The sequence below is a fragment of the Plantactinospora sp. BC1 genome (genome assembly GCF_003030345.1).
Lineage (GTDB): Bacteria > Actinomycetota > Actinomycetes > Mycobacteriales > Micromonosporaceae > Plantactinospora.
This window is the reverse complement of the sequence record NZ_CP028158.1, coordinates 3,849,058-3,861,773: the sequence shown is the minus strand read 5'-3', so window position 1 is coordinate 3,861,773 and position 12,716 is coordinate 3,849,058. Positions and strand designations below refer to the sequence as shown.

Annotated in this window: 12 protein-coding genes; 4 read left to right on the top strand and 8 right to left on the bottom strand. The window is 71.0% G+C overall.

What is annotated here, in order from left to right; genetic code table 11:
* Positions 1-77 precede the first annotated feature (77 nt).
* From C6361_RS16700 to C6361_RS16690, 3 genes are read right to left on the bottom strand one after another with little or no spacing between them, the layout of a single operon-like run.
* Positions 78-659, bottom strand: a complete 582-nt coding sequence (locus C6361_RS16700) for a copper resistance CopC family protein (protein ID WP_159079355.1) — start codon at positions 657-659, stop codon at positions 78-80.
* A gap of 35 nt (positions 660-694) precedes the next feature.
* Positions 695-1,912: a Dyp-type peroxidase gene (locus C6361_RS16695; RefSeq protein ID WP_107270993.1), complete on the bottom strand. Its 1,218-nt coding sequence runs from the start codon at positions 1,910-1,912 to the stop codon at positions 695-697.
* A gap of 23 nt (positions 1,913-1,935) precedes the next feature.
* Positions 1,936-2,523, bottom strand: a complete 588-nt coding sequence (locus C6361_RS16690; RefSeq protein ID WP_107268287.1) for a copper chaperone PCu(A)C — start codon at positions 2,521-2,523, stop codon at positions 1,936-1,938.
* Positions 2,524-2,739: 216 nt separating this feature from the next.
* Here C6361_RS16690 and C6361_RS16685 point away from each other — a divergent pair, with 216 nt between their 5' ends.
* Positions 2,740-3,495, top strand: coding sequence for a zf-HC2 domain-containing protein (locus C6361_RS16685; protein ID WP_107268286.1), 756 nt, complete (start codon positions 2,740-2,742; stop codon positions 3,493-3,495).
* A gap of 2 nt (positions 3,496-3,497) precedes the next feature.
* Here the strand turns inward: C6361_RS16685 and C6361_RS16680 are convergent, their stop codons facing one another.
* Positions 3,498-4,058, bottom strand: coding sequence for a sigma-70 family RNA polymerase sigma factor (locus C6361_RS16680; RefSeq protein WP_199853498.1), 561 nt, complete (start codon positions 4,056-4,058; stop codon positions 3,498-3,500).
* A 341-nt stretch (positions 4,059-4,399) separates the two neighbouring features.
* On the bottom strand, positions 4,400-5,884 hold the full coding sequence (locus C6361_RS16675) for a PepSY domain-containing protein (protein ID WP_234359529.1): 1,485 nt from the start codon (positions 5,882-5,884) through the stop codon (positions 4,400-4,402).
* 838 nt (positions 5,885-6,722) lie between these two features.
* Between C6361_RS16675 and C6361_RS16670 the strand changes: the two genes are divergently transcribed.
* The gene (locus tag C6361_RS16670) at positions 6,723-7,919 is read left to right on the top strand and encodes a SagB/ThcOx family dehydrogenase (protein WP_107268285.1); all 1,197 of its coding nucleotides are present in this window, start codon (positions 6,723-6,725) and stop codon (positions 7,917-7,919) included.
* A complete protein-coding gene (locus C6361_RS16665) occupies positions 7,916-9,196 on the top strand; it encodes an MFS transporter (protein WP_159079354.1) in 1,281 nt (426 codons plus the stop codon). Before C6361_RS16670 ends, C6361_RS16665 begins: the two co-directional genes overlap by 4 nt.
* 54 nt (positions 9,197-9,250) lie before the next feature.
* Here C6361_RS16665 and C6361_RS16660 read toward each other — a convergent pair whose 3' ends face one another.
* The 3 genes from C6361_RS16660 to C6361_RS16650 all read right to left on the bottom strand — a co-directional run bounded on the left by C6361_RS16660 (position 9,251) and on the right by C6361_RS16650 (position 11,059).
* Complete coding sequence (locus tag C6361_RS16660; protein WP_159079353.1) at positions 9,251-9,793, bottom strand: copper resistance CopC family protein; 543 nt, start codon at positions 9,791-9,793, stop codon at positions 9,251-9,253.
* Positions 9,794-10,165: 372 nt separating this feature from the next.
* Positions 10,166-10,438, bottom strand: coding sequence for a superoxide dismutase (locus C6361_RS16655; RefSeq protein ID WP_107268282.1), 273 nt, complete (start codon positions 10,436-10,438; stop codon positions 10,166-10,168).
* Positions 10,439-10,444: 6 nt separating this feature from the next.
* Positions 10,445-11,059 (bottom strand): superoxide dismutase, encoded by a 615-nt coding sequence (locus tag C6361_RS16650; protein WP_107268281.1) that lies wholly within the window; start codon positions 11,057-11,059, stop codon positions 10,445-10,447.
* Between the two features lie 416 nt (positions 11,060-11,475).
* On the opposite strand from C6361_RS16650, the gene C6361_RS16645 reads away from it, so the two are divergent.
* Positions 11,476-12,705 carry a TIR-like protein FxsC gene (locus C6361_RS16645; RefSeq protein WP_159079352.1) on the top strand — a complete coding sequence of 410 codons (1,230 nt, stop codon included), beginning with the start codon at positions 11,476-11,478 and terminating at the stop codon, positions 12,703-12,705.
* The last annotated feature ends 11 nt before the right edge of the window (positions 12,706-12,716 follow it).

Genomic DNA, 12,716 nt, shown 5'->3' with positions numbered 1-12,716 from the left:
GGGAAGCCAGTGAACCCGGCGGGTCGGGCCGGCGTCGGGCGGAGCGGGAACGGCCGTGCGCGGCCGTGATCCGGTTGTCACCGGGTCGCGGTCCGGCGCCGTCGGCGTAGCAGGAGGAACCCGGCGCCGACCAGGGCGACGCCGAGCCCGACCGCACCGACCTGCCGCAGCCCGGCGCCGCCGGTGTCTCCGTTCGCCGCTCCAGCGGCGGGGGACGCCGATGGTCCGTCGGATGCGGCCGGAGCGACCGGGGCGGCCGTCGGTTCCAGCGCCGGAGACAGCGTGACGGTGAACCGGAACTGTCCCTGGATCGGATGTCCGTCGGCGGAGACGACCCGGTACGCGACCCGGTAGCCGCCGGACCGCACCGGCTCTACGGCCAGGTGTACCTGCTTGTCGATCGTCCGTGGCTGGCCGGCGCCGTGCCGGGTGCCGTCGGGTCCGGTGACGACGATGGTGCTGAAGTTGCCCCGGACCGGTTCGTTGAAGGTGAGGGTGATCTCGTCCAGTGGTGTGGTGACGGTCGAGTCGGCCCGGGGGTCGCTGCCCAGTAGCTGGGCGTGCGCGGATGCCGGGCTGCCGCTCAGCAGCCCGCCGGACGCGGTGGTGACCGCGAGTGCGGCCACCACCGTCGCCAGCCGCATTCCGATGCGCCGCACCGACCGTCCTTCCGGGTTGCGCGGTACTGTGCCGGTCATCCGAGTACCTGTTCACCGATCCAGCCGCCGGGCTGGCAGCCGGGTGGGATGGCGAAGACGGCGGAGCCGATCGGGGTGATCCAGTCGTTGAGCAGGTCCCGTTCGGCGAGCCGGCGTTGGATCGGCAGGTACTGCCGGGTGATGTCGGCCTGGTAGGCGGCGAAGATCAGGCCGCTGTCGGCCCGTCCGGCGGCGTCCGGCGCCGCGTCGTAGTTGTACGGCCGGCGCAGGATCTTCAGCCGGTCGTCCATCACCCTGGCCCGGGTCACGTGCGCGAAGTCCGGCATCACCGGCAGCCCGGCCTCGTTGAGGGCGGAGAAGTCGGGCTCGTCCCGCTCATGGTGGCCGCTCAGCGGCGCGCCGGTGTCCAGCCGCCGCCCGACGGCGAGTTCCTTGTCGGCCCGGCCGAGCTTGTCCCAGGTCTCCAACTCGGCCCGGATGCGTCGCAGTACCAGGGTGCTGCCGTCGCGTAGCCAGTCCGGGCCGTCGCCGATCCAGACCGACTGTTCGAAGGCGGCGGTGCCGGGGCGGGGATTGGCGGTGCCGTCGAGCTGTCCCATCACGTTGCGCTGGGTGTGCCCGTCGGCCTGGGCGCCCCGGCTGCGGCGGAAGCCGCGTTGCACCCAGCGGACGGCGGCGAACGGCCGGGCGTCCTTGACCAGCATCCGCTGCGCGTGGGTGACCGTCAGCGGGTCGTCGGCGCAGATCTGGAGCAGCAGGTCACCCCCGGACCAGGCCGGTTGCAGCCGGTCGATCCCGAAGGCGGGCAGCGGGGCGACGGATGGCGGGCGGCGGTCGTCCCGGCCGGCCGCCGCGTACAGGTGGGGACCGAACCCGAAGGTGACGGTGAGCCGGGCCGGCAGCACGGCGAGTTCCGGTTCGGTGTCGGCCAGCGGAGCCCGGCCCTGGGTCAGCCGGGCGGCGTCGTCGGTGAGCAGCCGCATCAGCCGGCCCAACGCCGCCCGGTCGACGCCCCGGTGCAGGGTGAGGGCGACGAAGGACGCGTGCGCCTGCGGGTCGGTGGCGATCCCGGCCTGCCGGGCGCCGTGGAACGGCACGACATCGGTACCGACGGCGGTCGCGGCGCCCAGGTCGACCGGGGCCGGTGCCGAGGGCTGCCGGCCGGCGGCGGTCGCGGCGACCCCTGCCGCCGCACCGGCGACGGCGCCGCCGACACCCAGGGCACCACCGGTGAGAAGCCGACGCCTGCTCACCGGGCGGGCTGCGGCACGGTCGGTCACGACGCGGGGCTCGGCGTCGGCTGGTGCCCGGGGCTCATCGGCATGCCCGAACTCGGGTCGTAGCTCTCCTCGGCACCGGTGAACGGCTTGGCCACCGCGGTGAACTCGGTGGTCTTTCCGTCGGCGAAGGTGAGGGTGAAGCTCAGTTCGTCGCCGGCCCGGACCGGCTTGGTGAGGTCCATCAGCATCAGGTGGTCGCCGCCGGGCTCGAGTACGTGACTGCCGCCGGCCCTGATCGCGATGCCGCCGGTCTTGGGCTGCATCACCATCTTGCCGTCCTTCATCGTCATCTCGTGCACCTCCATCGGCGAGACAGAGGTGCTCACGCCGGTGATGGTGACGTCGGCGCCGGTGTTGTTCACCAGGGTGCCGAAGGCAGCGGTCATCCCCTTGTCGGCCGCCTTGATCCACGGGTCCCGCACCGTGAACGTGGCGCTGTCGGTGGTCGCCGACGGGGCCGGGCTGGGCGCGGCCCCCGATGTGTCGTCGGCCCCGCCGCAACCTGCGACGGCGAGTACCGCCACCACGGTCACGCCGAACCTCGCCGCCCAGCCCCGTACGCCGGATGATGCCGACCTGCGCATGTGCACGTCCTCCGCTGCTCGATCCTCGTTCTACTACTGGTCGTCGTGGACTGGTGGTTGGTTCCCGTCGGGTTCCGCCGCTCGGGCCGGGCAGCGTCCGCACCAGGGCGCGGGCGGGCGGTCCGCGGTGTGGGCGGTTTCGGCGTTGCCGCTGGTTGTCCGGCATCCGACGATGGTGGTGGGAACCCGGTGGTGTTGTCGGCCGACTACCGGTGCATGGGGTGTGAGCAGTTCCGGGAGTCGCTGTCCGCGTGTCTCGACGGTGAGGACAGTCAGGCCGAACGCGCCGCCGCCGACAGCCACCTGGCCGGTTGCCCCGACTGCCGCCGCTGGTACGAGGCCGCCGCCATGGTCACCCGCGTGGCCCGCACCAGCCCCGCCCCGGCAGGGGCCCGGGTCGACGACGCGGTCCTCGACGCGGCACCGCTTCCGACCCCGGCCCGACTGCCGGCCGCGCTGCGGATCCTCCTCGGCGTGCTCGGCATCGCCCAGTTCCTTCTCGGCGCCGCGCAGATCGGCGGCACCGCCGCCGCGCGACACCTACACAGCGCGGGCGTAGGCGCGGGCGGCCATCTCTGGCACGAGTCCGCCGCCTGGAACGTCGCGGTCGGCGCCGGCTTCGCCTGGATCGCCCTGCGACGCACCCGCCCGGCCGGGCTCGTGCCCATGCTCACCGTCTTCGTCGGCGTACTGAGCCTGCTCACCGTCAACGATCTGATCGCCGGTCGGGTCGACATCGCCCGGGTGCTGAGCCACGGCATCATCGCCGTCGGTTACATCGTCATCCTGATCATGGCTCGGATCGGTGGCGACCCCGAGGCGCCACTGGCCGGTCGGCAGCAGCCGTGGCGGCGCTGGCGGGCCACCTTCGACGCCGACCCGTCACCGGTGCCACCCCTGCGGCTGGTTCCCGGCCGGACCCGGTCAACGAGAACCGCGCAGACTCGTGCCGACGTACGCCGGGTCGCCTGAGGTCAGACGGCGCGAAGCCTGCGCGGCGGCTCGGCCATCGCGGCGACCAGGTCTTCCCGTGCGCGGGCGACCCGGGACCGGATCGTGCCCACCGGGCAGTCACAGACCCGCGCCGCCTCCTCGTACGAGAGTCCGAGCACCTGGGTGGCGACGAACGCCTCCCGCCGCTCGGTCGCCAGGCCGTCGAGAAGGTGGCGCAGGATCACGCCTTCCTCGAACCGCGACGTCTCGTCGGCCCGGTCGGTGTCGGCGGCCTTCTGCCAGTCGCTGCCGGCGACCAGCCGGGGCCGGGCCGCGGCGGCGCGGACCTGGTCGACCGCGACCCGGCGGGCGATCGTGAATAGCCAGGTGGCGGCGGAGGACCGGCCGGCGAACGTCGGCAGGCTCCGTAGCGCCCGCAGGTAGGTCTCCTGGGTCAGGTCGTCCGCCTCGGCGGGGCTGGACAGGTGGGCCAGGAAACGCCACACGTCCCGTTGGGTCGCCGCCACGAACGCCGCAGCCGCCTGCCGATCCCCACGGGCGGCGGCAAGGGCCAACTCGGTGACGGTCGGGTCGCCGCTGATACTGGTCATCGCGCCGTGATCCCTCATTTCGCCCATGTCCACGGGCGCCGTGGCACCCAACGGAGCGGAACTCTCACGTGTTTCGGCCGCCCTCGCGGCCGAGGGGTGGGCTCCAGGAAACCCGGCGCATCGAGGATAGTCAATGGTTGACCGGGCGGTGAGACACCCGGCCCGCAGGAACGTCCGGTCAACGCCGAGACTCCGCGTACACGTTGGGCATTGGCCCCATCTCGCGCTCCTCGTCGGCCGGTTCGCCGCTGTCACCCTGCTGCGGTAGATGCCAGCGGATGGTCGGACGGTGAGTCGGGCCGGCCGGCACGTCGATGCCGGCCGGCCGGTCGTCAGTTTCGGGTCGGTGCGGGCGAGGTCGGTATCGCCCGCCGCGCCCGCCGGCGTTGGAGCACGCCGAGGATCACGTCGACGACGAGGAACGCGGCGAGCGTGACACCGAGCGTCGGCAACGCCCAGCCCACCGCCACCGCGACCAGCAGCGCGACGATCGCGACCAGTGGATGGGTCTGCCGCCACGCGCCGCGCTCGGGCGGGGTACCCAGGGGTGCGCGCCGGTCGGCGCGGGTGGGACGGCGCTGCCACCACATCCGGTATCCCCAGACGATGACGCAGAGCAGCCCGACGGCGAGCGCGGCGAGCAGGATCTGGTTGACGATCCCGAACAGGAAACCCATGTGGAACGCGACGCCCAGCTTGGACAGCTGCGCCAGCAGCGGCCAGTCGGCAAAGTCGGAGCGCGCCACGACGCTCCCGGCGGCCGGGTCGACGGCGACCCGGTCCCAGCCGTACGGCCAGAAGGGGTCGTCCTGCGCCACCACCCACGCCGTACCGGGCTCGGCGGGTGGCGTGACGATCACCTTCCCGTCCACGCCGGCCTCGCGGGCGATCGACGTGGCCCTGTCCACGTCGGCCGGATCGAAATCTCCGGTCGTGGTACCGCCGCCGTGATGCCCGCCACCATCGGCGTGACCGCCCGGGGCGGCGCCGGGCAGGGCGGTTTCGAGGGTGGGGCTGTGCGCGTTGAACTCGTTCTGGACGATGTCGAAGTTCCCGCCGGCGTAGCGCGACCACGTCAACCCGGTCGCGGAGAGCGCGAGCAGCCCGATCGCCAACCACACCCCGGTGGCCGCGTGCCAGCTGCGGGTACGGCGCACACCCACGTTCGCGGCAAGGTCGGGCAGCACGGTGCGGCGCAGCTTGCGTCGACCGGTCCACTGGCGGCGCAGCCACAGGAACAGACCACCGAGGACGACGACCCACAGCCAGCTCGCCGCCAGCTCGGAGTAGTGCCGCCCCACCACACCGAGATGCAGGTTGCGGTGCAGGTCATCCAGCCAGGTCATCAGCGGCGTCTCGCCGAACCAGGTGGTCAGGGTGCCGCGCACCTCGTTGGTGTACGGGTCCACGTAGACGGTGTGCTGCTTCTCCCCCAGGTACGGCAGGTTGAACACCACCTGGGTGGTGTCGGTCGCCTCCACCGGTGGGAGCACCGACGCCAGCTCGCCGTCCGGATGGGCGGCGCGGGCCGCCACCACCTGCTCGGCCAACGGGCGGGCGGGTGCGGTACCCGCGTCGACGCGCAGCTCGTGGGCGTAGACGAGGCTGTCCAGCTGTGGTGTGAAGACGAACGCGAGACCGGTCAGCGCGGCCACGACCAGGAACGGCGCGATCAGAACTCCGGCGTAGAAGTGCAGCCGCAGCACCAGCGGCCCGATCGACCGCCGCCGTCCGGCCGATGTCCCCGGCGGTGCGCCGGCGGCGACTGGTGCGAGCGGGGTTTCCGGCTCCGACGCCGGCGTCGCGGTTGTTGACACGGGAGGCTCCAAGAGGATGGGGTGATGGTCAGCGGATCCAGACGGCGTCGCGGGCTTCGTACTCCAGTACGCCCTCGGCGCGGACGGCTATGTCGGCGTTCGCCTCCCGCCGCACCATGTGCAGAGCGAGTCCGAGGCCGAACGCGATGCCGGCCGCGGTGACCAGGGCGCCGGGGTCACTGTTGGGGTGGCGGGCCGCCCTGTGTCGGCCGTCGTCGCGTCGACCCCGACCCCGACCACGAAGTGCCTGTGTTCCATCCGTCCCACCTCCCGAACAGTCGTGACACGCCAGGGAGATAGTCGGCCGGGACATCGGTCTGGTTCCCGACGTTCCATCGATGATTTTCGAACAAAGGGTGTCGCCTGGGTCGTGGCCATCCAACGCCCGTGGCTCGAACTCGATGTGGCCACCGGTACCTGTAGTTCCACCAGTACCTCTCCAGCTACGCCGATGGCCGCGTACCGGCGCTGTTCTACGGCGGCGTGCGGGCAGCGTCCGACTGATCCGCATCGGCCTCTGGATTGATCAGATATCGACATTCCAGAATTGCCGGGAACTACTATCTGTTGCGGGGCGACTACTGGATCAACTGCTGTCCAGATCCGGGAGCCGAGGTGCTTCCGGGGGAGGAGGACCGACGATGGTCAAGAAGCCGCTCAAGATCGTGGTGCGTCGGAAGAAGACCCGTAGCCGGCTGTTGAACAACCACGGCTGACAGGTCGCCAGCAGGCAAGAAGGTCGCCGCCGGAGTTGCTCCTCCGGCGGCGACCGAGCGGATTCGGATCGCGGCTTCTTCGGCAGAGAGAACGATCGCGGCTTCTTCGGCAGGGAGAACGCATGACGCAGGCGGAGTTCCGGCGGGCGCAGACGTTGATGATGTATTGGCATGAGGGGGAGTTGACGGCCGAGAACTACCTGGAGAGTCGCTCCACCGACACCGAAGCCGACAACGCGGTGGCCGTCGACGGGCAGGCGGTGGAACTGCTGGAGCATTTCACGGACTGGTCGACGGTGCAGAAGGTCGCGGCCGGCCTCGGCGAGTACGACCGCGAGTCCGTGCAGGACGCGGTCGGGGCGTTGGTCGACGCCGGCCTGCTGCTCGACCGGGTCGGCGCGCAGCGGGAGGAGCAGTTCCTGCGGGCCTGGCAGAACTGGGGTGAGGAGGCCCGCTTCTTCCACTTCGGCACCCGGAACACGATCTACACCGGCGACAGCCTCGAGCAACGCCGCAGCGACGCCCGCTGGGTACGGGAGACCGGCGGAACCCCTCCGGCGATCTTCAAGTCGTACCCGGACGCGCCACGGGTGTACCTGCCGAGGGCGTTCCTGCCGCTGGCCGACCCGTTCGGGGAGGTGTTGACCCGCCGCCGTACGCACCGGGTGTTCACCGGCGAGCCGACGAGCCTGGCGCAGCTGTCGACGGTGCTGTTCTACACCTTCGCGCCGATGCAGCTCTACGACGCCGGTGACCTGGGCACGCTGATGCTGCGGACCAGCCCGTGCGGCGGCGCCCGGCACGAACTGGAGGGCTACGTCGCCGTCCTCGACGTGCAGGACGTGCCGCCGGGGCTGTACCACTACAACGCCGAGGCGCACGCGCTCGAACTGGTCGATCCCGACTTCGACCGGGGCCGGCTGCACCGGTTGACGTACGAGTCGGAGATGTGCACGCCGTCGGCGTTCGTCTGCTTCGTGACCGTCGTGTTCGCGCGGACGATGTACAAGTACCGGCACTCCCGGGCGCTGCGGGTGACGTTGCTGTCGGCGGGGCATCTGGGGCAGACGTTCGTGCTCACCTCGACCGCGGTGGGGCTGGGCGGGTGGCAGAGTGCCGCGTTCCGCGACGAGGAACTCGACGCCGCGCTCGGCGTCGACGGCTTCGCCGAGGGATCCCTCTACATGTTCGGTGCTGGTGTGCCGGTGCTGGCCGAGACCGGGATGCCGGCGGGGATCACCCGGGCCCGGCTCACCGACCCGGCCCGCCTCGTCGCGCCACATCCGACGGACGGGCGCGCCGGCGGCACCAGCGGGTGAGCGGTTCGGTGTCGGCGTACCGGCGGTTGTGGCGGCACCGGTGGGTGCCGTCACTGCTGCTCGTGGGCGTCTGCGCCCGGGTGCCGCTGCAGGCGTACGTCTTCGCGGTGCTGTTGCTGGCGGTGGACCGGACCGGCACCTACCCGGCGGCGGGGGTGGTGACCGCCGCGACCGGGGTCGGCTACGCGGTCGGTGTGCCGGTGCACGGACGGCTCGTCGACCGGTACGGCCAGACCTGGCCACTGCTGCTCGCCGCCGGAGCCAACGCTGTCGCGTTCACCGGACTGCTCGTCACCGCCCAGGTACGGCCGACGACGGTGGCCCTGACCGTCTGGTCGGCGGCGGTGGGGCTGTCGCTGCCCCCGGTGGCCGCCGCAGCCCGGGCGCTGTGGTCGCAGGCGATCCCCGACGACGACATCCGCCGCACGGCGTTGGCGGTGGACGCCATGGTCCTCGACCTCGCCCTGGTGGTCGGTCCGCTGCTGGTCAGTGCCCTCAGCGTGCTGGCTGGGCCGGGCTGGGCCCTGGCCGGCTGCGCCGTGGTGCTGCTCGGCGGCACGCTGTGGTTCAGTGTTCTGCCGCCGTCGCGGTCCTGGGTTCCGGCCCGCCGCCGGGGCAGTCTGGCCGGTCCGCTGCGCTCGACGGGCATAGTCGTGCTGCTGGCCGTCTCCGTCCTGGCCGGGGCGCTGCTGGGAATGCTCCGGCTCGGCTTCGTGGAGTTCACCGATCGCGAATCCACGCCGGCTACCGGCGGCCTGGCGTTGGCAGCGTTCGGCGCCGGGAGTCTGCTCGGCGGGCTGCTCTACGGTGCCCGTTCCTGGCGGGCGGACGCGGCCGTACGGATCCGGGTGATCATCGCCGGGTACGCCTGTGGCGTCGCGTCACTGGCGCTGGCCCCGACCGTGCCGGTGCTGGTGGGGTTGTCGGTGGCGGCCGGCCTCTTCCTGGCCCCGCTGGTGATCTGCAACTTCGAACTCATCGGCCGGTGCGCGCCGAGGGGAACGCTCACCGAGGCGTTCGCGTGGGGAATCACCGCCACCTTCGCCGGGTCGGCGCTCGGCAACCTCGTCGCCGGTCTGCTCTCCGCCGCCGACGCGTCGGCGGCGGTCGTGTTCACGATCGCCGCCGGGTTCGCTGCCCTGGCCGCCGCCGTGGCCGGCGCCGGCTCCCGTGCCCTTGGCAGGGATCAGTCGGCGGCGAGCGTCGTGCCCGCCGCGCCGACGCCGAGACCGCCGCTGACGCCACCCACCCGCGCCGCCGAGAAGGCTGCCCGATGAGGACCCTCGTGCAGGCGACGGACACGCCTGCCGGCTGTGTCGGGTGCGACGGCGTCAGGCGCCGGTCGATCGCCGGCGACGCAGCAGCAGGCCCCCGAGCACCGCGACCGCGAGCACGGCGCCGAGAACCACCGCCCACCAGACCGCGGGCGACGATCCACCACCATCGGTGTTGGTCACTGCGGCGGGCGACGCGGCAGGTGGCGTCGTCGGTTCCACGGTCGGCGTCGGCTCGGCCGTCGGGGTGGCCGCAGCGGTCGGGGTGGGCGGTGCGACCCTGTTGGTGAAGGTGAAGCTGCCCTTGATCGTGTGACCGTCGGCCGAGACGGTACGCCAGACGACCGTGATCGCACCGACGGGCAGCGGCTTCACCTTCTGCGTGATCGTCTTGTCCAGCACCTGCGCGTCGGCGTCGCTGTAGGAGACCTTGTCCGGGCCGGTCACCACCACGGTGGTCCCGGGCTTCTTGATCAGCCCGCTGAAGGTCAGCGTCACCGCGGTCACCGCCTTGCTGACCGTGCTCCTGGCCGCCGGCGACGTACGGCTCAGTTCCGTGTGCGCGTGGGCCGGACTCGCCGGTGAGACGACGACGAGCATCGAGGCGAGCAGAGCGGCAGCGATGGCGAGCAGGCGGTTCGAAGACCCGGTCGATGCCGCCGACCGCCGCCCGCCTGAGAAGAAGTTCCGGGTCACCGTGCCACGGTAGCGCCCCGGCTGTCGTCGAGCCGAGAAGGCGCCCGACGCGGACCGGGGAGGCGACGAGCAGGCAAATGCGCCTCCCTGGTGGCTGTCCTGGTGGCGGATTCGGGACGCTGCTCTACGCGCTCGAATATTCGCGCAGGTCACGACCAACGCCAGCGCAGGCGTCCGCGCGTTCCCGTTACCCACCCGGCCACCTGAGATCCCGCCCGACGGGCCGGAAAGGGAGCCTTTCCGGCCCGTACACGACCGTGAGCTGCCCGCCCGCCGCTACCGGCTTCCCGACGGTGGCTGCTCGGCGGCGGTGGCGAGGTGCAGGGCCAGTTCCCGGACAAGGTCGTCCACTGACTGCCCGGACTGGGCCTGCAACAGTCCGAGGGCGAGGTCGGCGAGGAGATAGAAGCCGAGGGTTTTCGCCGTTTCGGTGGGGAAGGTGGCGAGGAGGGCTTCGGCGCCGTCGAGGTCGCCGCGTCGGCGTGCGGCGATGACTCCGGCGGCGCGTTGGACCGTTTCGGCGGCGTGGACCGGGTCGGGGTGGCCCACCGGTGGTCAGATCTTGGGTTGGCTGGTTCGGGCGGCGTCGAACCGGGCGGTGACGTCGGTCCAGTCGACGAGGTTCCAGAGGCGGTCGACGTAGTCGGGGCGGACGTTGCGGTATTGCAGGTAGTAGGCGTGTTCCCAGGCGTCGAAGACGAGGATCGGGGTGGAGCCCTGGCCGACGTTGCCGTGGTGGTCGTAGACCTGTTCGACGATGAGGCGGCGGCTGAGTGGTTCCCAGGCCAGGACGCCCCAGCCGGAGCCCTGGACGCTCTTGGTGGCGGCGGAGAGCTGTCCGGAGAACTTGTCGAAGGATCCGAAGTGTTCGTCGATGGCGGCGGCGAGGTCTCCGTCGGGGCGGTCGCCGCCGTCGGGGGAGAGGTTGTTCCAGAAGATCGAGTGGAGTACGTGGCCGGAGAGGTTGAACGCGAAGGTCTTCTCCAGCCCGACGAGGGTGCCGTAGTCGCCCTTGTCGCGGGCCTCGGCGAGTTGGTCGAGGGCGTCGTTGCTGCCCTTGACGTACGCGGCGTGGTGCTTGCTGTGGTGCAGTTCCAGGATCTCGCCGGACATGGCGGGTTCGAGGGCGCCGTAGTCGTAGGGCATGTCGGGGAGCGTGTAGACGGCCATCCGGAGCTTCCTTCCCAGTTCTGCCAAGAGAGTGCTCCTGCCACACTATGGCAATAGTGGCGGTCGAGGTAGCGGTCTGGCCGTGAGCCCGGCGAACTGCGCGGGCGGCGCCGGTCGGCGACGCGATCGAGGGATCCGGCGGGGCGCAGCCGGATGCCACGGGTGGGTATGCCTCATCCCACGGATCACCCGGAAGGTCCACATCGGTCCGGCGCAAGAGCGATTCCTGATCCCGCCGATCAACCTCTTCTTGATCCGTTTCAGTTCGTTCTTTCACCAGCCGTCATTGATCAATTCGTGTACCCGTACCCGGTGACCGGACCCTCTATACTCGGCGCCACGACCCTCCCCAGTACACAAGGATGGATCACCAATCCAGATCCGCCCGGCCACGGGCCAAGCACCTCGGAGGTCAAGTGCTCTACTTCTTCCTCAGTTACGCCCGAGGTGACGAGGATGAACTTGTTCAGCGCTTCTTTCAAGATCTGAGCACCGAAGTGCGGCTACTGGCCGGTCTGCCCCGGGACGAAGTGGTCGGCTTCGTCGACCGGAGCATCCGGGTCGGCGAGCGTTGGCCGAGGCAGCTCTCCGAGGCGCTCTCCACATGCCGATCTTTTCTCGCACTGATGTCGCCGCGCTATTTCCAGAGCCGGTCCTGCGGTCAGGAATGGCAGGTGTTCGCCGACCGGGCGCACCGCTACGAGTCGGCGGCAAAGGTCGACTCGTCGCTCCTCAAACCACTCATGTGGGTCCCCACCGCCCCGCCGAAGATGCACCGGGTCGCCGAGCCGATCCAATACTTCTCCGACCGGCTCGGCGACACCTACCGGCAGTTGGGCATCCGACAGCTCATGCGACTCCGGCGGCTCGAGGACGACTACCGCGCCTTCACGTTCGAACTGGCCGAGCAGGTCGTCAACAGCGTCGAGGCGCACCAGCTCACCGAGGGCGTGGCGGCGGCCGACTTCTCCGCCCTGCCCAGCGCCTTCCACCGCAACGTCACGGAGCCCGGCGGCGACTCCGGTCTGGACGACAAGCCGTTCACCACGCACATCGTGGTGGTGGCGCTGCCCCGTCCCGACATGGCTGCCGTACGCACCGAACTCGACGTCTACGGCGACCAGGCCCTCGACTGGGCTCCCTACCGGCCACCGCTGCTGAGCCCCCTCGTGGAATACGCCTGCAACATCGCGGAGACGCACAGTTTCCGTTCCCGGGTGGCCGACCTGAACGAGCTTGCCGTCCGGGCGGCGCAGGCGCACCAGCACAACCAGATCATCGTGCTGCTCGTCGACGCCTGGGTGACCCAGGTCGACGAGGTGCAGCGGGCCCTGACGAGCAGGGGCGGCGACCGGGTGCCGATCACCGCCGTGCTCATTCCGAACAGCCGGGACGATCCGGAAACCCGGCGCCGGTGGCCGGATCTGTCGATGGCGTGCCGAGAATTGTTCGGAAAGCTGGCCAACGACGACGAACTCTACCGTTCGGCGATTCCGACCCACATGGCCTTCGGCCACGCACTTCCCGATGTCCTCGAAGCCGCCCGGAACCGCGTGCACAGCGTCGGTACGGTGAAACGCACGCTGGAGGGACCGGTGAGCACCGAACACGCACGGGTGGACGGCCCCTGGATGAATCCGAGCTGACAGAAGGTGTG

Bases quoted from the DNA above. Each gene is read 5' to 3' on its own strand.
- C6361_RS16690 (WP_107268287.1), bottom strand. From the start codon at position 2,523: ATGCGCAGGTCGGCATCATCCGGCGTACGGGGCTGGGCGGCGAGGTTC.
- C6361_RS16685 (WP_107268286.1), top strand. From the start codon at position 2,740: ATGGGGTGTGAGCAGTTCCGGGAGTCGCTGTCCGCGTGTCTCGACGGT.
- C6361_RS16670 (WP_107268285.1), top strand. From the start codon at position 6,723: ATGACGCAGGCGGAGTTCCGGCGGGCGCAGACGTTGATGATGTATTGG.
- C6361_RS16660 (WP_159079353.1), bottom strand. From the start codon at position 9,793: ATGCTCGTCGTCGTCTCACCGGCGAGTCCGGCCCACGCGCACACGGAA.
- C6361_RS16650 (WP_107268281.1), bottom strand. From the start codon at position 11,059: ATGGCCGTCTACACGCTCCCCGACATGCCCTACGACTACGGCGCCCTC.